Annotated in this window: 18 protein-coding genes; 10 read left to right on the top strand and 8 right to left on the bottom strand. The window is 40.0% G+C overall.

The window, feature by feature from the left end:
* Nucleotides 1-6 precede the first annotated feature (6 nt).
* From betA to MTF66_RS08520, 3 genes are all read left to right on the top strand, one after another.
* A complete protein-coding gene (gene betA, locus MTF66_RS08510) occupies nt 7-1,668 on the top strand; it encodes a choline dehydrogenase (protein ID WP_248527036.1) in 1,662 nt (553 codons plus the stop codon).
* Between the two features lie 165 nt (nt 1,669-1,833).
* Nucleotides 1,834-3,051: a BCCT family transporter gene (locus MTF66_RS08515; RefSeq protein ID WP_010388954.1), complete on the top strand. Its 1,218-nt coding sequence runs from the start codon at nt 1,834-1,836 to the stop codon at nt 3,049-3,051.
* Between the two features lie 8 nt (nt 3,052-3,059).
* On the top strand, nt 3,060-3,764 hold the full coding sequence (locus MTF66_RS08520; protein WP_075170234.1) for a TorF family putative porin: 705 nt from the start codon (nt 3,060-3,062) through the stop codon (nt 3,762-3,764).
* A gap of 98 nt (nt 3,765-3,862) precedes the next feature.
* Here MTF66_RS08520 and MTF66_RS08525 read toward each other — a convergent pair whose 3' ends face one another.
* On the bottom strand, nt 3,863-6,109 hold the full coding sequence (locus MTF66_RS08525) for a carbohydrate binding family 9 domain-containing protein (RefSeq protein ID WP_138623408.1): 2,247 nt from the start codon (nt 6,107-6,109) through the stop codon (nt 3,863-3,865).
* A gap of 141 nt (nt 6,110-6,250) precedes the next feature.
* On the bottom strand, nt 6,251-6,574 hold the full coding sequence (gene fdxA, locus MTF66_RS08530) for a ferredoxin FdxA (protein ID WP_010388957.1): 324 nt from the start codon (nt 6,572-6,574) through the stop codon (nt 6,251-6,253).
* 188 nt (nt 6,575-6,762) lie between these two features.
* Between fdxA and MTF66_RS08535 the strand changes: the two genes are divergently transcribed.
* On the top strand, nt 6,763-8,370 hold the full coding sequence (locus MTF66_RS08535) for an NAD(P)/FAD-dependent oxidoreductase (RefSeq protein WP_010388958.1): 1,608 nt from the start codon (nt 6,763-6,765) through the stop codon (nt 8,368-8,370).
* A gap of 92 nt (nt 8,371-8,462) precedes the next feature.
* The gene (locus MTF66_RS08540) at nt 8,463-9,968 is read left to right on the top strand and encodes an amidase family protein (RefSeq protein WP_248527037.1); all 1,506 of its coding nucleotides are present in this window, start codon (nt 8,463-8,465) and stop codon (nt 9,966-9,968) included.
* Nucleotides 9,969-9,996: 28 nt separating this feature from the next.
* On the opposite strand, the gene MTF66_RS08545 is transcribed toward MTF66_RS08540, so the two are convergent.
* On the bottom strand, nt 9,997-11,298 hold the full coding sequence (locus MTF66_RS08545; RefSeq protein WP_054201651.1) for a DEAD/DEAH box helicase: 1,302 nt from the start codon (nt 11,296-11,298) through the stop codon (nt 9,997-9,999).
* Nucleotides 11,299-11,615: 317 nt separating this feature from the next.
* On the opposite strand from MTF66_RS08545, the gene MTF66_RS08550 reads away from it, so the two are divergent.
* Both MTF66_RS08550 and MTF66_RS08555 read left to right on the top strand, forming a co-directional pair.
* On the top strand, nt 11,616-12,083 hold the full coding sequence (locus MTF66_RS08550) for a DUF3015 family protein (protein ID WP_010388962.1): 468 nt from the start codon (nt 11,616-11,618) through the stop codon (nt 12,081-12,083).
* Nucleotides 12,084-12,122: 39 nt separating this feature from the next.
* Complete coding sequence (locus MTF66_RS08555; RefSeq protein ID WP_138623412.1) at nt 12,123-13,940, top strand: DUF4105 domain-containing protein; 1,818 nt, start codon at nt 12,123-12,125, stop codon at nt 13,938-13,940.
* 72 nt (nt 13,941-14,012) lie between these two features.
* Here the strand turns inward: MTF66_RS08555 and dapA are convergent, their stop codons facing one another.
* Nucleotides 14,013-14,930, bottom strand: coding sequence for a 4-hydroxy-tetrahydrodipicolinate synthase (gene dapA / locus MTF66_RS08560; protein ID WP_138623414.1), 918 nt, complete (start codon nt 14,928-14,930; stop codon nt 14,013-14,015).
* Nucleotides 14,931-15,102: 172 nt separating this feature from the next.
* On the opposite strand from dapA, the gene MTF66_RS08565 reads away from it, so the two are divergent.
* Complete coding sequence (locus tag MTF66_RS08565) at nt 15,103-15,756, top strand: DUF6058 family natural product biosynthesis protein (protein WP_076919783.1); 654 nt, start codon at nt 15,103-15,105, stop codon at nt 15,754-15,756.
* A 37-nt stretch (nt 15,757-15,793) separates the two neighbouring features.
* Here MTF66_RS08565 and MTF66_RS08570 read toward each other — a convergent pair whose 3' ends face one another.
* From MTF66_RS08570 to MTF66_RS08580, 3 genes are all read right to left on the bottom strand, one after another.
* Nucleotides 15,794-16,081 carry a putative quinol monooxygenase gene (locus tag MTF66_RS08570; protein WP_248527038.1) on the bottom strand — a complete coding sequence of 96 codons (288 nt, stop codon included), beginning with the start codon at nt 16,079-16,081 and terminating at the stop codon, nt 15,794-15,796.
* A 66-nt stretch (nt 16,082-16,147) separates the two neighbouring features.
* Nucleotides 16,148-16,963, bottom strand: a complete 816-nt coding sequence (dkgB, locus tag MTF66_RS08575) for a 2,5-didehydrogluconate reductase DkgB (RefSeq protein WP_010388971.1) — start codon at nt 16,961-16,963, stop codon at nt 16,148-16,150.
* 149 nt (nt 16,964-17,112) lie between these two features.
* Nucleotides 17,113-18,285: an MFS transporter gene (locus tag MTF66_RS08580; protein ID WP_010388973.1), complete on the bottom strand. Its 1,173-nt coding sequence runs from the start codon at nt 18,283-18,285 to the stop codon at nt 17,113-17,115.
* Between the two features lie 115 nt (nt 18,286-18,400).
* Between MTF66_RS08580 and MTF66_RS08585 the strand changes: the two genes are divergently transcribed.
* Both MTF66_RS08585 and MTF66_RS08590 read left to right on the top strand, forming a co-directional pair.
* Nucleotides 18,401-19,288: a LysR family transcriptional regulator gene (locus MTF66_RS08585; protein WP_248527186.1), complete on the top strand. Its 888-nt coding sequence runs from the start codon at nt 18,401-18,403 to the stop codon at nt 19,286-19,288.
* Between the two features lie 113 nt (nt 19,289-19,401).
* The gene (locus MTF66_RS08590; RefSeq protein ID WP_248527039.1) at nt 19,402-20,442 is read left to right on the top strand and encodes a metal-dependent hydrolase; all 1,041 of its coding nucleotides are present in this window, start codon (nt 19,402-19,404) and stop codon (nt 20,440-20,442) included.
* Nucleotides 20,443-20,784: 342 nt separating this feature from the next.
* On the opposite strand, the gene MTF66_RS08595 is transcribed toward MTF66_RS08590, so the two are convergent.
* Nucleotides 20,785-21,693 (bottom strand): GGDEF domain-containing protein, encoded by a 909-nt coding sequence (locus tag MTF66_RS08595; RefSeq protein ID WP_138621378.1) that lies wholly within the window; start codon nt 21,691-21,693, stop codon nt 20,785-20,787.
* Between the last annotated feature and the right edge of the window lie 4 nt (nt 21,694-21,697).

Below are 21,697 nucleotides of genomic sequence, written 5' to 3' on the forward strand. Positions count from 1 at the left end.
ATCATCATGAACTTTGATTATATTATTGTAGGCGCGGGCTCAGCTGGCTGTGTGCTAGCAAATCGCTTGTCTGAAGATTCAAGTAACAAGGTATTGTTACTTGAAACCGGCGGCAGCGATAAAAGTATCTTTATAAAAATGCCTACCGCATTGTCTATTCCAATGAATACCGATAAGTTTGCGTGGCAATTTCATACGCAACCAGAGCCACACTTAGATAACCGTGAAATGCATTGCCCTCGCGGTAAAGTACTTGGTGGCTCATCTTCGATTAATGGCATGGTGTATGTTCGTGGCCATGCTAAAGATTTTGACGAATGGCAACAGCACGGCGCTAACGGCTGGGATTACCAAGCGTGTTTACCGTATTTTAAAAAAGCAGAAAGCTTTTACCTAGGTGAAAATGCTCATCGTGGTAGTAAAGGCCCACTAGGTGTTAATAACGGCAATAACATGGAAAACCCGTTATACACTGCATTTATTGAAGCGGGTGCAGAAGCTGGTTACTCAACCACAAATGACTACAATAGTGCTCAACAAGAAGGCTTTGGCCCTATGCACATGACTGTTAAAAACGGTGTGCGCAGCTCTGCTTCTCGCGAGTACTTAGACCCAATTAAGCATCGTAGCAACTTAACAATCGTTACCGGTGCACTTGCTCAGCGCGTTATTTTAGACGGTAAAAAAGCAACTGGTGTTGAATACAAACTCAATAGCGCAGTAAAAACAGCACAAGCAAGTAAAGAGGTTATTTTAAGTGCGGGCTCTATTGGTTCGCCACACCTACTACAGCTTTCAGGTATTGGCGATACACAAACCCTTGAAAAAGCAGGTGTTGATGTAAAGCATCACTTACCAGGTGTAGGTCAAAACTTGCAAGACCATTTAGAGTTTTACTTTCAATATAAGTGTAAACAACCCATTACTTTGAACGGTAAATTAGGCTTGTTTTCAAAAGGCTTGATTGGTGCAAAATGGCTGCTTACCCGTAAAGGTTTAGGCTCAACTAATCATTTTGAATCATGTGCCTTTATCCGCTCAAAACCCGGTGTTGAATGGCCAGATATTCAGTATCACTTTTTACCGGCAGCAATGCGTTACGATGGACGCAGTGCTTTCGCAGGGCATGGTTTTCAAGTGCATGTAGGTCATAACAAGCCTAAGAGCCGAGGCAGTGTCACTATTGCATCAGCTGATCCAACACAGCCACCTAAAATTGTATTTAACTACCTAGAGCATCAAGATGATATTGAAGGCTTTAGAGCGTGCGTACGATTGACGCGTGAAATCATTGAACAACCTGCCTTTGACGACTTCCGTGGTGAAGAAATTCAACCAGGGCAACAAGTTCAAACTGATGAGCAAATTGATGCCTTTGTTCGCCAAGCTGTAGAAAGTGCTTACCACCCTTCTTGCTCTTGTAAAATGGGTGAAGACGACATGGCCGTAGTTAATTCAAACACTCAAGTGCATGGCATGCAAAGCTTGCGTGTGGTTGACTCGTCAATTTTTCCAACAATACCTAACGGTAATTTAAATGCACCTACCATTATGGTTGCCGAAAAAGCCGCTGATATTATTTTAGGAAATAAGCCCTTGGCTCATACAGGAGTTGATGTTGTGAATGCCACTAATTGGCAAACTACACAACGAAATAAAATCCTTTAATTTAGCCTGCCATAAAGGCCACTCTTTTAAGCAAAATGCTTTAAGGAGTGCCTTTATGCGCCTTGCAGTGGCTCACAAGCATAAATAGGTTATGTCTGTGTTAATGCAAGCACAATAAAAACGGAGTATATATGTGTTACTTTTATTCATTCTGGGAGGGCGATAATGACTATTTGGCTTAATGCTGGCATTATTTTCACCTTACTTGCGATTGTTGCTATTTTAATTAAATGGGGCAATGTACGCGTAGTAGGCGTCACACCAGTGAGAACATTCACCTTTATAGCAATCCTGTTTACCTCGGGCCTAGACGTTGGCCTCATTATGTTTCCTTTAACCGAATTTGCCGGTTATGCAGACATAAAAGCAAGCCCAGAATATGCATTTGCCAATCCTCTCTCTATTGAGTTTGGTTATTGGGGATTTTTAATTTGGGGATTTTATTTTCTTACGTGCTTTTATTTCTGTGTAATAGAACCCAAAGTAAAATTTTTTGAAATTCCATGGGTTAAATTTTTAAACAACGTAGTCATCATTGGTACTTGTGCGTTTACCGCTTACTTACTATTGAGCAACCTACCGTGGTATTTACCTGAACTCGGAGACGGCTCAAATGTTATTCCTGAGTTTTACTTAATCGTGCTTGCCGCTATTTGTTTTGCGGTGTATTCAAGCACCGATATTAAATATGTTCGCTTTTTAAGCATTGCTACTACTTGGTTGTTTATCGCGTTAATTGGTTTTATGTGGGCTGATGCCTTCTTATTTGGCGATAGCGAACTCTCTGCATTTACTAAAAACATTGGATTAATTGGTAATTACTTTGCCAACATCAATGAGTTTGTATTACCACTGAATGATTACCATGAGTTTTACCTATTTTGGTGGTTTGCGTGGAGCATCATGATTGGCCAGTTTACATCACGTTTTGTGGGTGGTTTAAAAACATACCAAGTACTCGGCGCTATGTTAATTTTCCCGTCAATACCAATCGCTATCTGGTTCAGTGTGTTATATCACTACCACGAAGCGGGCATTCCAACTGCAGGCATTAAAAACTTTGCCATGGTGTTTGTAGGTATTGTGTTTGTTATTAACTCGCTTGATTCACTGATCCGTCTATACACAGATAATTTAAACTTAACTGTAAAACGCTTTGGTAAATTTAAGTATATTGCCATGAATGTCGTCGCTTTATCATTATTAACACTGTTATTTAAACTTGAGTTTTTGCAAATTCAATGGGTTGGTGCTTTAGTTATAGGGTTATTCTTTATTTGCATTGGTTTTATTGCCTACAGCAAACTTAAAACAGTCAGCAATATCGAAGGATCGCCTAAAGCGAATAAAATTGATTACACAAAAATAGAAACTATCAGCTAGGAAATCACATGAACAATAAATTAAAACAACTTTTTATCGCTTTACCATTAACTGTTTTATCAACAACAGCAGCAGCTAACTGGTCAACAACAATTACTGCTGCATCTGATTACACCTTTAATGGTGTTACTCAAACAGATAACGATCCAGCGCTACAAGCAAGTCTTGACTATGCGTACGATAACGGTGTTTATGCCGGTGTATGGGCATCAAACGTAGATTTTGGTGATGATACCGACTTCGAACTAGATGCATATGTAGGCCGATACATTCAGTTAAACCAACAAGTAAGCCTTGATTACGGTATTGCTTATTACACTTACCAAGGTAATAACAGCGATGGTAACTACGCAGAAGCGTATACTAAATTTGGTTACGCCAGTGACTACGGTCAAACAGAGCTTAACTTTTGGTACAGCTGGGATTACTTTGGCTACGATACTGGCCATGTGATTTCGATGATTGCGCACACTTTCGAGCTTGCACCAAATCATGCAATTCGTGCCAGCTTTGATATTTCAAACTCACTCGATGGCAACAAATTTCAGTGGGATGAAGCTAAGGGCGACAAATCGTATCACCATTACCGCTTAGCTTACCAAACAAGCTATGAAGGGTTTGGTATTGAAGTAGCTGCTGAGAATACCAGCTTGGACTACGATTACGCAGATGAGCGAATTGTACTCGCTATTTCACGTACTTTTGACTTGTAATAACTAGGTTTACCATTTAGTAAACACAAAAAAACACGCTACTGGTTAGCGTGTTTTTTATTGCCTAGCAAAATCTTGCTTTTATAGTATTTATAGCGTTATAACTGCCACGCATAACTGACTTTAGTAAAGAAAGTACGTTGGTCACGCTCAATGCTTTTTAACGAGTCATCCTGATAGCCTTTATCTGAATAACCTAAATAAAATAGCGTTTGTGCGTTAATTTTGTATGAGTAAACCAGCTGACTACCATAATCTTTGTTGATTTCGCTAACCTGATAAAAATAAGCATCTTCATTTCTGTCTATGTCTTCAAACTGTAAAATCAACTTAAGCATAGCGCGCATACTAAACTTATAATAAAGCCTAAAATCAACAAGGTTTGCGGTAAATACGCGTCGCCCTTGGTAATCATCTAAATGACTATAATTATGTCTAACATCTAACTGCCAGTGATTATTAATATCCCAAACAGCCTGTGATTGTGTAGTTAAAACATCACCTAGCTGCTCATTAGTGTAATCTATACGGCTTGCGTATTCGGCGTATAACGATAGTCTTAAGTCTTTAGTAGGTCTAAAAGCCGTATATAAATAACCAATATTTTGGTTATAAAAATTGCCATTATAGTTTTCATAGCGATTTAATAAACCAAGCTCAAATACAGACTGCTTTTGACCTTGAAAGGTCATGTAACCTTCATATTCTTCTTCAAGCAAGTCGCCATTTTGAGCCCACGTTTTATCCCAATCGGCGGTGTATGACCAAGTTGTTAGCATATCATGTTCATCACCATACCAAGTTTGACCGCCACCAAAGCCTACTTTTTCGTAGTCTACTTTTTCTTGATAACCTAAATCGGTGCGGTAATCCTCACCTATATTGTCATAGGTAGCGTAAAGCTTATAATCGCGCTTATCGCGGGTCAGCTTTAATGCATAAGCCATATCAGACTGAGACTCTGCTAAATTGTAGTTATCAACTAAAAACTGCGAGTTGTTGGTATCAGCATGGGCTATTTGGTAATTAAGCGTATCTGACTGATTAAACCAATAGCTGCCATCAACCGATAACACCGTATTATGGTAATCACTACTTTCTCTATGTGTTGAAGTAACGCCAATAGTGCCTTGTTGGCCAATATCATATTGGTATCGCGCCACCGCCGCCTTGGTTTTATCATTTAGGCTGGCAAAGCCTGAGCCTTGGTTGCTGGGCAGTAAAACATTACTGTTGTCGTCATCAGCAAACATTAGCGCATAACTGTGGCTATCGGTTTTACCGGTGAGCTTTGCACCAATATTAGGCTCAGCTATGGTACGGGTATAAAGCAGTTCAAATAAATTACTTTTGAAATATGATGCGCCATCTAAGAAAAACGGACGTTTTTCAGCGTAATAAATAGAATATGTGGTATTTACATCCAGTTCTAACGAATCGGTTTCTACTTGAGAGAAATCAGGGTTTATGGTGGCATTAATAACTGCATCTTTAGTGACGCCCCAACGCAGATCAAGCCCTACTTCTGTATTTACATCGCCGTTATCCCACGCACCAGGTACCTGTGTTTTTTGATCGTTTCTTAATGCGGTTAAGGTTGGCGTTAATTGCAGATTTTTACTCGGTGCTAAATTATTAAATCCAGTTATTTTGTCAAACTGACACAAACTACATTTAATATCACGGTCAAAGCCTGTACTTGATAATTGATACAACACATCACGCTGATAGTTGCGCATCATCGAAAAGCCCCAAGTAGAGTCGGCTTGGTTTTGTGCAAAGCGCAGAGCTTTAAACGGAATACGCATTTCAACCACGTAACCTTGCTCGTTTATGGTACCGGCACTATCCCAAATAGCATCCCACGATAAATCAGATGCCCACTCATCGGTATCCGTCATGCGAATGTCGCCTTGGGCACCCAGTGGGTTTACATAAAACTCATAGCCAGTACGCTCATCGTTAAAGGTATCAATCACCAAACCAACGTTGTCATCTTGCCAAAGCGTGTCTCTATCACGAAGTGCAGCGCGAATTTTACTCGGCTCTGGGTCATAAGCAACAAAAGCTACATACAAATTATGACCATCGTCATAAATATACGCATCGGTTTTTACCGGTGGTGTGCCCTTTTCATTCGGCTCATCTTGATAATTTACCGCAACACGGGTTGCTTCTTGCCAATGCGGCTCGTTAAGCACGCCATCTACATCAATGTTTTTATTAATGTGTGCAAGTTGATAATTAAGCTTATCGGCAAGTGCATAAGGGCTGAGAGTTAAAACAAGGCTGAAGCTGATCAATAACAGCAATTTTATTATTTTTGTAGGTATAAAGTACTGCATAAACATCCATTTAGGTTTATTTACTTGTTGAAAGTAAACTTTGGTCTGGAGTGTAAATTATACAGGTACGTTTGTTAATACTTGCGTGTTAAAATTTGCAATAAAATTAACAAAAAACTAATAATAAGTTTTAGGAAGTAGTTATGTGTCGAGAAGTTTTAATTTATTAGCCACACCATTCCAGCTATCGGCATCTTCAGGTGCAGGTTTAACTTGCGTTATACGTGGCCATATTTCTGCCAGTTCTGCATTAAGCTGGGTGAATTCTTTTTGCGACTCAGGTAGTTCATCTTCTTGATAAATGGCATCAGCTGCACACTCAGGCACACATAAACCACAGTCAATACAGTCTATTGGGCTAATAGCCAAAAAATTAGGGCCTTCAAAAAATGCATCTGCAGGGCACACCGATACGCAATCAGTGTACTTACATTTTATACAGTTTTCGGTGACTACAAACGCCATAGTGGTTTAATACCTAATATTTAATTTTACCAGCTGCGGATCATACCCAACCCTTACCAAAACACAATAAATATGTGCCAAAAGCGAACAATTTAACGTAATATATGGCACTTATAAATTAGCGCTTTGTGCACTCCCCTTATTGTGAGCGGTATTTACTTTCCGCTATGACACCAAAAGAGATATTAATGATACGTTTAACCGAAATAAAGCTGCCGCTTGACCATGACGAAAATGCTATTGGCCAAGCCATCATCAATAAATTAAATATAAGTCCAGAGCAGCTACACAGCTACAATGTGTTTAAACGCGGTTACGATGCACGTAAAAAAAGCGCCATTTTACTGATTTACACGCTTGATGTTGAGGTAGATAACGAAGCACAACTGTTAGCCTCGTTTGAAAAAGATCAACACGTTAAAGTCTCCCCTGACACCAACTACAAATTTGTAGCACACGCTAATAGCAGCATTAAAGAGCGCCCTGTAGTAATTGGCTTTGGCCCATGTGGTTTATTTGCCGGTTTAGTATTGGCACAAATGGGCTTTAAACCAATAATTCTAGAGCGCGGTAAAGAGGTACGTGAACGCACCAAAGACACCTTTGGCTTTTGGCGTAAAAAGGCCCTCAATACCGAATCAAACGTTCAGTTTGGTGAAGGGGGTGCAGGCACGTTCTCAGACGGTAAGCTCTACAGCCAAGTAAAAGATCCTAAACATTATGGCCGTAAAGTGATCACTGAATTTGTAGAGGCTGGTGCTCCTGAAGAAATTTTATACGTTAGTAAGCCGCACATTGGTACTTTTAAACTAGTAACCATGATTGAAAAAATGCGCGCCCGAATTATAGAACTTGGTGGTGAGATTCGTTTTAGCACCCGCGTTGACGATATCCATTTAGACAACGGCCAAGTTACAGGGCTGACACTTTCTAATGGTGAAAAGCTTGAAACTCGCCATGTGGTTTTAGCGGTTGGTCACAGTGCCCGTGATACGTTTAAAATGATCCACGATAAAGGCATTTATGTTGAAGCAAAACCCTTTTCAGTAGGCTTTAGAATAGAACATAAACAATCAATGATTGATGAGTGCCGCTTTGGCGATAACGCGGGTAACCCTATTTTGGGCTCTGCCGATTACAAATTGGTACACCATTGTAATAATGGCCGAACCGTATACAGTTTTTGTATGTGCCCTGGCGGCACTGTAGTTGCCGCTACCTCTGAAGAAGGCCGTGTGGTTACTAACGGTATGAGTCAATATTCTCGTAGTGAGCGAAATGCGAACAGTGCTATTGTTGTGGGTATTTCGCCAGAAAAAGATTTTCCAGGCCATCCTCTAGCTGGTATCGATTTACAGCGTAAGCTAGAAGAGCAAGCCTATGAGCTTGGTGGTAAAAATTATGATGCCCCAGCACAGCTGATTGGTGACTTTTTAAAAGGTAAATCGTCGGCTAATTTAGGCGATGTACAGCCTTCGTATACACCAGGTATAAAACTGACTGATTTAAGCAAAGTACTGCCAGCTTTTGCCATTGAAGCGCTACGTGAAGCAATTCCTGCCTTTAACAAACAAATTCGTGGCTTTTCAACCAATGATGGCTTACTCACGGGTGTAGAAACACGTACGTCTTCACCTATCAGCATCAAGCGCGATAAAACTTTCCAAAGCATTAATACCAAAGGGCTTTACCCTGCAGGTGAAGGCGCAGGTTATGCAGGCGGTATTTTATCAGCGGGTATTGATGGCATTAAAGCCGCTGAAGCGGTTGCGTTATCGATGTTAGAAAACGCTTAACTCTATTAAATTATACTTTATCGAAAAACCTCACAACGTGAGGTTTTTTTGTGCTAAAAATAACCTATGTTTTCACAAAATAGATAATAACAATGATTATAAAACGGCTACTTTTAACATTATTTGTTTGTACAATACCTAATTTATACGCAGCGGATAATAATACAGAGCTTAAAACCATTAGTGACATTCACAATGCCTATAAAAATAATACCACCACGGCTGAGCAGCTTACCCGCACTTATATCGACAGAATAAACGAGCTCAATCCTAAATATAATGCGGTAATTAGTATTGAGCCCACTGCAATTGAACAAGCCAAACAACTCGATGCGCTGTTTAAAGCCGGAAAATGGGCAGGCCCTTTACATGGTATTGCGGTATTACTAAAAGATAACATTGAAACAACAGGTACATTACCCACCACAGCGGGTTCATTAGCACTTAAAAATAACGTTACTAATAAAGATGCCTTTGTGGTTAAACAATTACGCCAAGCAGGCGCTATTATTTTAGGCAAAGCGAACTTAAGTGAATGGGCTAATTTTCGCTCATCGTATTCGTCATCTGGCTGGAGTGCCATTGGCGGACAAACCCATAACGCCCATGATGTAACTCGTAATCCGTGTGGTTCAAGCTCAGGTTCTGCTGTGGCGGTTGCTTTAAATTTTACGCCTATTGCGCTGGGCACAGAAACTGATGGTTCGATTACCTGCCCTGCTTCGGTTAATGGGGTGTACGCCATTAAACCCAGTATGGGGCAAGTTTCACGCGCAGGCGTGATCCCCCTTTCTAGTAGCCAAGATTCGGTAGGTCCAATGGCGCATTCTTTAAAAGATGCACTCGCGGTATTATCAGTCATTCAAGGTGAAGACTCAGACGATGTATCGACACTCAACGTAAATAGAACGCTTGATGGCATAGCGCCTAAGCCATCACTGAGGATAGGCGCGTTACCTGCCAGTAAGTTTACTGTGGCAACACAAAAGCTTTACGCTAAGCAGTTACAAACATTAAAAGACGCAGGTCATACCGTTGTCAATGTTGCAGTAAAAGATGACTTAAGCACGCTTTACGTTGATGAATACGCCATCCTACTTTACGACTTTAAAGCCGAAATTAACCACTACTTAAGCAAAACACCAACGCAGGTAACCGTAAAAAGTTTAGACGAGTTAATCGCATTTAATATCGCAAATAAACAGCAGGAAATGCCCTACTTTGAGCAAGATATTTTACAACAAGCTAACGCAGTTGATTTGAGTGAAAAACAACAATACAAAAGCACCAAAGCGCGATATCGCGCACTTGCAAAGCGCGCTATTAGCAATTTATACCGCAATAATAAGCTAGATATTGTAATTTCGCCCACCGTTTCACCGGCTTGGAAAACCGATTTAATTAACGGCGATAACTTTAAAGGCAGTAGCAGTTCATTACCTGCCATTGCAGGGACGACCCATATTACTTTACCGGTTGGCAAAGTAAGCCACTTACCGGTTGGTTTGTCGGTTATTGCTAATCAAAACGATGAAGCGGCTGCTTATGCGTACGCTGCTATTATCGATAATGTATTAGGCACAAAAAAACCTGAGTAAACTCAGGTTTTTTAATGGCTTAGCTGTCTTACTTTTTAAGTGACAGCTTTTCGCCTTTTAAGCTTTTACGTACATTAGAAATTCGCGAGCGGTTTTTCGCTCTCGCTTCACCGGTAGCCTGGCCTGATGGCTTATTAGCACGGGTGCGGCGTAAATGCGCTGGCTTTTTACCAATTTTATCAATCAGTACTTCACGATTACTTACTTCGTAACCTTCTAAGTAAACACGTTTAATTTTTTGACCAATTAAGGTTTCAATTTCAAACAACATGTTTTCTTCTTCGCGACTCACAAACGAAATTGCTTGTCCTTGGTTACCAGCACGACCAGTACGGCCAATACGGTGAACATAATCTTCAGCAAGCCAAGGTAAATCAATATTAATAACACGCGGTAAACCGTCAATATCAATACCACGGGCCGCTACTTCTGTTGCAACTAGCACGCGTACTTTGCCTTCTTTAAATTCACGCAACGCACGACGACGATTACCTTGCGATTTATCGCCATGACATACTGCCGCTGGGATACCGTCTAAGTTAAGTTCAGTTACTAGCTCATCTGCGGTTTCTTTCATGTTTACAAACACTAGCACTTGCTGCCAGTTTTTCTTACCAATCAGCTCAGAAAGCAACTCTTGCTTACGGCGCTCTTCTACTGGGTAAACCACGTGCTGTACTGTGCTTGCGGTGCTGTTAGTTTGATCAACACGAACAATTTCAGGCTGCTTTAACACTTTAGAGGCGAACTGTTTAATTGCTGCTGGGAAGGTAGCTGAAAACAATAAAATTTGACGCTCATCTGCACAGCTTTTTATTACGCTTTGCATATCATTAATAAAGCCCATATCAAGCATACGGTCAGCTTCATCAAGTACTAAATGTTTTACTTGAGCAAGGCTTAAGTTACCTAAACGAATATGATCAAGTAAACGTCCTGGTGTTGCTACTACAACATCAACACCTTCTTTGAGTGCAATTTCTTGTCCTGCGGTATTAACACCACCAAATAAGCTCACTACTTTTAACTGAGTGTACTTAGCAAAGTCTTTAAAGTTATTCGCTATTTGCTCTGCAAGCTCACGCGTAGGCGCAAGGACTAAGGCGCTTGGCGCATTCGTAGTGCTGCAATCTGACTCAAATAACTTTTGAATAATAGGGAGTGCAAATGCAGCGGTTTTACCTGTACCGGTTTGTGCACTTGCTAAAACGTCTTTACCTTTACGAACAGCCGGAATAGCTGCGCGCTGAATGGGCGTAAGGGTGTGGTAATTAAGTTCGTCTAACGCCTGAATAAGTTCAGGGGCAAAACTAAAAGATTTAAAATTCATTGCTGTATAACCTGCGGCCACATTATCAAGGGTCGCAAATTATACAGTAAAATCGCTTAAACAGTTAGTTTTAAACACCAGAAACCGCTAATTTATAAAATGCAGGATAATTAGCGATTATCAGCTGTTGTTTAAGTTAGCTAAATGGTATTAACTCGCTAGATTTATTCCCGTTAATTCGCGATTTTATTGCACTTTTATAAATTTTACACCGTTATTTTACATTGTGTTACATAACTATTTGCATTTAAATAACCAAAACAGGTAAACTTCTTCGCCCGTTTTGTGGGGTGTATATAAATTAAAGGAAATTAATAATGATAAAAAGATGTTTAACTGCTGCGGTATTAGTAAGCGCGTTCGTTTCAATGCCGTCACAAGCAAAAAGTGGCATCAACCCATGGCAACAATGTGGTATTGGTGCAATGGTTTTCCCAGACAATGGCGTTGCGGCAGCAATTTCTAATATTATTTGGGATTTAGGAACAACCGCGGTATCGTCTAACATTTCTTCAGTAGAGAGCTGTGAAGGCGCTAACGTAAAAACAGCACAGTTTATTCAACAAACTTTTCCTGTATTAGAACAAGAAATAGCACAGGGTGAAGGCGAGTATATCTCTGCAATGCTTAACGTACGTGGTTGTGATGTAACTGCTCATCAACAAATTATCACTTCGGTACGCAGCGATTACGCAAACGCACCAATAGACAATGCACAAGCATTTTATGAATTAGTTGAAGGTAAAATTACAACTAACTTTTCATCTCAATGCGCTGCAATCTAATAATTAAAGGGCTTAACAGCCCTTTTTTTTGGTTAAACAATGAAACCTTTATTTTATTTAATTAGCGTTTTTTTATTAATATCTTTCTCAAGTTCTGCCACGCAATCTATCTCTGTTTTAGCAAAACACCCAATATGGTTGAAATTAGGGCATTACAAAAATCAACCAACTACTATTAGTTATATTACTAACGCATCCTTTTTTATCGCAGATAACGGACGTAATGATCCGGTTGCCGAATTAAAAGCAACAATCCATGCTTTTAATAACCAGCCCTTAACACATTGTCGCTACCCTGCGCGTTACCAATGGCTTAAAGAGCAAGGTTTAACCTTTTCAATGCCAGCTGCAGAGTGTCCAAAGTTACAGCAATGGCGCGAGCAGCAAGCAATTCACTCTGTTAGTTTAGTATTTGCCTCTGGTTATATGAGTAACCCCGCATCGTTATATGGTCATTTATTACTTAAACTTAATCGCTCAACCGAATCAAAAAACAAATTATTAGATTACAGTATTAACTATGGCGCACATGTTCCTGACAATGAAAACGGCATAGTTTATATTCTTAAAGGCTTATTTGGTGGTTATAAAGCTGGTTTTTCAGATCAACTATTTTACCGCCACCAGCATAATTACGGCGAAATAGAGTTAAGAGATTTATGGGAATATACCCTAAATCTAAACGAGCGCGATGTGGCTTTTATTGCTAATCACTTATGGGAGATTTTAGGCACTGAATTTGATTATTACTTTGCCGATGAAAACTGCGCGTTTCATCTCGCACAGATTGTTGAGTTGATTATTGGCGATCAACTAACTAGCGAAAGCTCTCCTTGGGTAATACCTGCCACTATTTTTTCAAGGTTAAACTCGGCCACTTACCAAGGGCAATCAGCGGTTAAAAACATCACATTTACTCCCTCGCGCGACACTGTATTTTCAAAATATGTGCAATCTTTAAGTGAAAAAGAGCTCAGCTTTGCCAAACAAATCTTTGCCGAATCAGCAGTACTTAAAAACGAATCGTTTTTAGCTTTGCCGGTGCGGTCTCAAAAAGCCATTATTGGCGCTTTATTTGAACTTGTGCAAGTGAAACAAATTCAAAAGCAAACTCCTGTAAAAATAAGTGAGTTAAAAAATGCGCTAATCAAAGCGCGCTTAAAGCTACCCATGGGCGAAAACAAAGTTAAATTTCAATTTACCCAGCAGCCTCCACATAAAGGCCAAAAGCCCTCTAACAGCTCAATTTCTGCGATGCACACGGCTGAGCAAACACAGTACACTCTGGGTTTTAGGCTGAGCTATTTTGATACCCTTGCCTCTGATATTGCCCGCATTCCATTTTCTAATTTAGAAATGTTAGATACCGAACTGATGTTTACAGATGGCGAAACTTACATAAACAAAATTCATTTATTAGATTTGGAGTCATTCAATCCAAGCCAATTGTCTTGGGCTAATGAATCTAAGTGGTCATGGAAAATCAATGTGGGATTCGACAGACAACCAGCACTGTGCAGAACCTGTAAACGTAGTTTTGTTATGGGGGGAGCCGGACAAGCTTGGCAATTTAGCAACAACACCTTAGCCTATAGCTTAGTTAATGGTTACTTGGGTGATTTAGCTAAAAATAGCCACTTTTATGATTCGTCGGTAGAGGTGGGGATTATTACTGGTACTGACTCAGGTATTAAACTCAGAGCATCCTATGAAAAGTCATTCTTAAATGCTAAAAACCCAGCGCAAACCAAACTAGAACTGGCAGTGCCTATTAGCCAAGATATTGATATTAGATTAGCGGCAACACATGCCAATTCAGCTATGTGGCAGCTTAAACTCAACTACTATTGGCAGTGATATAAAAAAGCAGCCTCTGTGTTTACAGTAGGCTGCTTTGAAAATTTAGTATTTAGTAAATAATCTAACAGTTTAAGATAAAATCAAAACCTTACTAATATCTACACACTGCGCTCGACTACCGACAAAGTCTTGCTCATTAAGCTGATTAATTAGCGTTTCACCTTGTTGCTGTTGCTCATCGTTAAGCGGCACGTAAGGCATTCTAAACACAGGTTTTACCGCGCCGGTCATGATCATCGCAGTGTTAATCGCAATTGGGTTTGGCTCGCAAAACAGCCAGTTCATTAATGGTTGTAATGAGTTATTAAGCGCATCATTTTTACTATCCATTAATTGACGGAACAAACCCGGGATCAGGTTAGACGTAACTGAAATAACACCATGTGCTTTATGGATATGGCGTGCATCGTGTGCTTCATCATCATTACCAGACCAACATGCAATACCTTGTTGTTCATAGTGCGCTATACGCTCATTGCCACCACATTCTTTAACACCAATAAAGTGCTCATGCTGGGCCAGTGGTTCAATAATATCAGGGGTGAGGTCTTGACCTGTGCGCCCTGCTACGTTGTAAATAAACGCCGGACCAATATCAAGCACGCGTTTAAAGTGCTCTTTAACACCGGCAATTGATGTCCGCCCGTAGTAAGGGTTAATTTGCAATGAGGCATGCATGCCGCTGGCAAAACCATATCTTGTTGCTTTAATTGCTTCGCGCGTATTATTACTTCCGGTGTTACCTACAATCAGTAATTTATCACCAAATTTATTGGCACTGTGCGCAATTAGCATTAAGTGCTCTTCCCAGTTCATTAACTGGCCTTCACCGGTGGTGCCACCAACAACTATGCCGTCAACACCCGCTGCAATTTGTATTTCAACGAGTTCATCATACTTTGCAAGATCGATTTCACCATTGGCTAAGTAAGGTGTTTTAATTGCAGTAATAAGGCTTGCTTGTTTAATTTGTTCTAGGGTGCGCATAAAAAAATCATTGTTATTAATACTTGGCCTATTTGTACCATATTTACCGCGCTATTTGCAGTGATAGCCAGTATTTAATTATAAAATGGCTTGTGTTATTGGGTTTGATGATACAAAATAAATAGCTGTATAAATAAACAGTATTTTGTTTTTTACTATTAAGCGAGCCACTATGCGTTTATCTGACTATTTAAGCACTCACTTTTATCACACTGATGAGTTATGCCAAGCACTCAACATAGACACTGAAACTCTTGAAAATTGGCAAGCTCAAAGCATTTTTCCTAAGCCAAGTTATTGCATTAAAAACCAGATGAGTTGCAGCTCTTACTCAGGCTTATATGAGTGTGAAGAATACGACGATTATTATCCTCGTGGCTGCGTAAACTGGGGGCAAGGAGTTATAAAACAAAAAATTGAGTCATCTAATCAAGCGTTTAATTTGTTTGCCCAGCACTATACCCAATGCTTAGCTAAGCTTGCACAGCAAGGCTTTATATTTAACGAAGAGCTGTTTGGCTGTGAAATAGAAGAGCATTTACAGCAAGTGTGGCAACAATTTCTATGCAGCAAATATGGGGTGCTTACACAAAATGGCTTAATTGATGAAATTGTGGCTGTGGATATTGGCAGATTATTAGTAGACGATATAACCGAGCTGCGCAGCAAAGCCAGTTTAGATAAGGATGAGCGCACCCGCATTCACCCTGCCATGAAGCTTTTAAATAAAGCGCTAAGCCATGGCGCCGATCACGAAAAGCAACTCACATTACGAAGCCGCTATATTGATGCCCTTATTTTAAAATACGATTTATCGATTAAATAAAGGTTACAACTCCTACTTGGCTATTAGCTTTGTGCTGTTAACCAATGGTTTTATACACATCAATATTGATAGAGGTAATAAATGCACCTACAGCATCACCAAAGGCTTTAAAGTGAGGTGCGTTTTTATGGGCTTCGAAATGCTCAGTAGACGCCCATTGCTCACTCACTAAATAGCTAGTTTGCTCAGCATCGTTTTTAACTGATAGCTCGTAACGCAGGCAGCCTACTTCTTGCTGCGAGGACTGTTGTAAGTTTTCGAGCTCGGTTAATAGACGCTCTGCATCGCTATTTTCACTCGATAGTGTAGCAATTACCGTTAACATGGGTGTTCCTTGTTTAAAAAATAAAGGTGCAGCTCAACTGCACCTGTTTTGGTTCTGGCTTTTTGGTTATTGATCCCACTGTGGTGCAAAGTCGGGCGTTGCTTGGCGGTCGTTGCAATCAAGGCCATCAATTCGCGCTATATCTTCATCATCAAGTTTAACTTTGTCGTTAAAGTTATCCTCTAAGTTTTTACGCTTAGTCGATGATGGAATGGTGGTCATGCCGTTGGCATTTTCCCATGCAATAACCACTTGCGCTGGCGTTGCATCGTGCTTGTTAGCAATATCAATAATGGTTTGATCTGTTAATACCTTACCCACAACAAATGGCATATAGGCGGTAACATGAATTTTATGTTGATCGCAAAAAGCGCGCAGTTTAGTGTTGGTTAAATATGGATGTACCTCAATTTGATTAGTGAATATTTCGCGAGGATCTAAGGTTTGCATTGCCTCATTTAAGTTGGCAATGGTGAAGTTAGATACACCAATATGTTTAGTTAATCCCAGCTTTTTTGTTAATAGCAGCTCGGTTAAATATTCACTCATGGGTTCATTATTTACCGGTGCTGGCCAATGAATTAACAATAAGTCGACATAATCAAGCTGTAGCTTCTCTAAAGATGTTTTAACACTGTCAACAAAGTCAGCTTTGTTGAGCTTGTTATTCCATACTTTGGTGGTTATAAATAATTCTTCACGAGGAATATTGCTGTCTTTAATTGCTTGGCCAACTTGCTCTTCATTGCCATATATTTGCGCGGTATCAATGTGGCGAAATCCAACTTCTAACGCCATTTTTACAGATTCATAAGCTGTTTTACCTTCTAAACGAAAAGTACCCATACCTAAATCTGGCATTTCAATTACACGTTGTGTCATAGCTTTATCCTTGTTTAATAATAGGTTTAAAATTCAAACGACGCGTTTACTAAATACACCTATTACTTTTTTTGATTTAAAATTTTGACCTCATGTGAATACTGAGGTCATTAATTTTTATTTCAAGACTAACCTATATGAGTTCGGCTTTATTTAGCCTGAACATTATGTTTATCTAGCCTGCCACTGTATCGAGTGACTATTAAAGCCAGTAATGAAACAACGGCCCCAATCCATGCGGTATCTTTTAGTTCCATATGCTCGACTACAAGCCCCCCTGTAACAGAGCCTAAGGCTATTCCAATGTTAAACGCCGCGATGTTTAAGCCCGATGCTACATCTACCGCATTAGGAGTGTGCTTTTTTGCCTGTTTTACTACATAAAGCTGCAATCCTGGTACATTACCAAATGCAAATGCCCCCCATATTAAAATAGTCAGCACTGCGGCTACTTTTGATTCCATAGTAAAGGTGAAAGCCAATAAAATAATTGTTAACGCGCTAAATATAATACTCAGTGCACTAATTGGGCCTCGCTTGTCGGCTAATTTTCCGCCCCATATATTACCAACAGCCACCGACACACCATAAACCAGCATTATTAAACCAATAGCGGATGGTGCAAAGCCAGTTTGCTGCTCTAATATAGGCGCTAAATAAGTAAACGCGGTGAACGTTCCGCCGTAGCCTAATATAGTCATTAAATAAACGAGCAATAAGCGCGGCTTAACAATAACCTGTAGCTGCTCTTTAAACGTCGCCGGAATAGACTGCTTTAAGTTTTTTGGTACTAAAATAGCGCTGCCAATTAGCGCAATTAAACCTAATGCCGAAACCACTAAAAACGTTGCACGCCAGCCAAAGTGCTGGCCAATCCATGTTCCTAATGGCACACCCGTTACAAGCGCTACCGTAAGGCCGGTAAACATAATTGCGATAGCGCTCGCCTCTTTGTCTTTACTTACCAAGCTTGTTGCTATCATTGAGCCAATAGAAAAAAATACACCATGAGCTAATCCTGTTAGTATGCGCGCCAGTATTAGTGTTTCGTAACTCGGCGCTTGCCAAGCTAATAAATTACCCATAACAAATAAGCCCATAAGACTTATAAGTACCACTTTTCGGTTCCAGCGACCCGTTAATGCAGTGAGTACCGGTGCGCCAATAGCTACACCAACTGCATATAAGCTCACTAGTAAGCCTGCTGATGGTAAGCTCACGCCTAAATCGTTTGCAATAGTTGGCACTAAACCCACTATAACAAACTCGGTTGTTCCAATTGCAAATGCGCTTAAGGTAAGCGCCCATAAAGCCAATGGCATAAATACATCCTCATTTTTAATATAGATGCATAGTGTGTGTAAAAACTCCTTTGCAATAAATAGCATAAATGGCAAAATACTTTTGTTTATTTTGCAAATATAAATGAGTGAATTTATGCCTGTTCAAGCTAAAACTGAAGATCTAGAAATGTTTATTACCATTGTTGATTGTGGCAGTTTTTCCGGTGCGGCTAGTTTACTTGATTTAAATGTAGCTAAGGTTTCAAGAGCGCTATCTCGCCTCGAAAACAGGCTAAACTGCACATTACTAAACAGAACAACTCGGCGCTTAGAACTGACCGAGGAAGGGCATATATACATAGAATATGCGCGAAAGGCTTTAAACACGCTGCTCTTAGGGGAAGAAACAATAAAGCTACTTAAGCAAGCACCTAGCGGGCACTTGCGTATAGATGCAGCAAGCCCTTTTGTTTTACATCAACTAGCGCCACTAGTTAATGAATTTAAAAAGCAATACCCGCAAATCACGCTCGATATTACCTCACACGACAATATTATTGATTTACTTGAGCGCAAAACAGATTTAGCTATTCGCATTGGAGACTTAAAAGATTCAAACCTGCATGCGAGAAAATTAGGCCAAAGTAAATTAAAATTGGTCGCAAGCGCTGATTATTTAAAAAATGCGCCACCGTTACAGCAAGTTTTAGATCTTAAAAACCATAATTTAATTGGCTTCAGTGAGCCCAATACTCTTAATCAATGGCCCTTGAAGCATGAGCAATCACTGCACTTTGATTTAAGGGCTAGCAGCGGCGAAACCATTAGGCATTTATGTATTGCTGATCAAGGCATAGCACTTCTCTCACAATTTATGATTGCAGAAGATTTAGCCAAAAAACGATTAATAGAAGTTTTACCCCACAGCGTGAGTAGCCCAAATAATCGAGAATCTATTTATGGCGTTTATTACAAAAATGGGGCGGTTTCTTCCCGTATCGTTGCATTTTTAGATTTTATACAACCGCGACTAAGTTTATAAATCGCTTTTAAATTGGGTTTAAAGAGCAACTTAATGAAATAATTTACATTATTGACGGTTTTAAGATTAAGCTGAGTATAAACACTGCAGTTGCATTATTTGGATGAGGTAGTATGGATTCTTTAACACAAGTCGCATTAGGCAGTGCCGTAGGCTACGCGGTACTAGGCAATAAAGTAGGTAGAAAAGCCGTTGCGTGGGGCGCTATTTTAGGCACTTTACCCGATCTAGATGTATTTTTACCCTATGGCGGCAGTGTAGAGGCATTTACCTATCATCGCGGTTTTAGCCATTCTTTATTTGTGCATTTATTAATAAGCCCGCTAATTGTATGGCTAATATTAAAAATACACACAGGCATGCAGGCTTATAAAGCTCGTTGGTTTTGGTTAGTTTTTTTGTGCTTATCAACACATGCTTTATTAGATTCACTCACCGTTTATGGTACTCAGCTAATGTGGCCCTTAAGTGAATACCCTTTTGCGGTATCCAGCATGTTTATTATTGACCCCCTTTACACCTTACCGTTATTAATTGGTTTAGCTTTTACTTTATTACCTAAAATAAGCACAAGTAAAGCCTATAAAATCAATGCAATTACACTTAGCCTAAGCACAGCGTATTTATGCCTTGCCTTTGTGTTTAAACTCAATATTGACGACACAGTAAAAACAGCACTGAACAATCGCGATATTGACGCAACCGGCTATATTAGTACGCCTGCCCCGCTCACTACTTTACTTTGGCGTGTAGTAGTGATGTCTGACGGTCACTACTACGAGGGTTATGCCTCCGTGTTTGACTCGCCCAGTGATGTAACCTTAAATGCCTACAATACAACACCGTCTTTAATTAAGCCTATTGACAACCAATGGGGCATACAAAGGCTACAATGGTTTACAAAAGGGTTTTATTCTATTCGCCAGCAAACCGATAACGTGATTTTGTCAGATTTAAGAATGGGTATGGAATGCCAATATGTATTTAACTTTGTGGTAGGTGAGCAAGCTGATACCGGTATTAAAGTGGGTAGTTTTGAGCGACTCTCTCAGCGCCCTAGTTTAAGTAATGCCGGTAATATTTGGCAGCGAATTTGGCAACCTGAAGTCTCGCTGGCATCTCCATTAGCTAAAAATAACTGCTCGTTGCCATAGTTAGGGGTTAAGCAAGCACTGCCTGTAAAAAGAGCCAAACAACATTGTTGCTTAATCACTCGAATAGGGTCTGTTGACCTTTCAGGTTATATTTGCAGCAGTCTGTTTGGTATTTAGGCAAGGCAGAGCCTATGTAGTGTGGTTATTCCCCATAAATAAGCGATAACGCAGCATCAATGCCAAACAGGGGCTGCCCGAAGGGTTCTGCCTAGGGGCAATTTACTCTTTGTTGCTCGGTTTTTACTTAGCCCACTAGGTTACAAACCTCGCGTCGCGATTAAACCGCCCCTAGTTTGAACAAATTTTAATCCGCAAAAGTCAACAGACCCTAATAACAATGAATTAAGAATGCATGTAAGTGGTGTTTTTGCCGTTTGCCTTAGCCTGATAAACAGCGTTATCAGCATGCTTAAACAGCTCAGTAAACGTGCTGTTACTATCACTCATACATGCACCTACACTGACTGTTAGCCCTTCACTGCCCACTTTAATTTCAGCAATTAATTGGTGTAGTCTTTGGCAAAATATTAAGGTATCTGCACTATTGGTGTCGGGCAGCATAATTAAAAACTCTTCCCCACCATAGCGTGCAACTAAATCAGTTTGTCTGCTTATTTTTTTAAGACATTGGCCTAGTTCTTTTAGCACCCTGTCGCCCTCTAAATGACCATAGGTATCGTTGATCTGTTTAAAATCATCAATATCAATCACTAATAGTGCAACTGAGCGGTGTGTTCTTTTTGCTTGTTCGAGTAGTAAAACACTGCGGTAATCCATTTCACGCCTGTTTAATAGCGATGTTAGCTCATCGGTAGACGCTAAAGATTGCAAGCGCTCAGTTTGTGCTTCTAGCTTTTCCCGTGTTTTTATCAACTCATCGTAGAGTTTATCTCGCTGCGTAGCATTAAAAAAGCTCCAGTATATAAACCCCTTTTCGTCAAGCTGAGCATTAACGGTAACCGCCATTCGCTCCCCCTGAGCACTGAGCATAATTAACTGCATTTCTTGGCATTTTTTTTCGTGTATTAAGGTAGGAAGCACATAACTTTGTAAAAATATTTTTGAAGATTTAGTTAGGATTTTGTCAATATACTTGCCAATAAGTTCATTGCAATGCCAGTGTAGTTCCTTTTTAAAATAAGTATTTACATAAACAATTACGTTATCCGCATTGGTCACCAATGCGCCACTTAAAAAGTAATCAGCAGAGTAATCTGTAACTCTATTATCATCTAATTGATGCAGTGGCATTAAG

The sequence above is a fragment of the Pseudoalteromonas sp. 2CM39R genome, assembly GCF_023161845.1.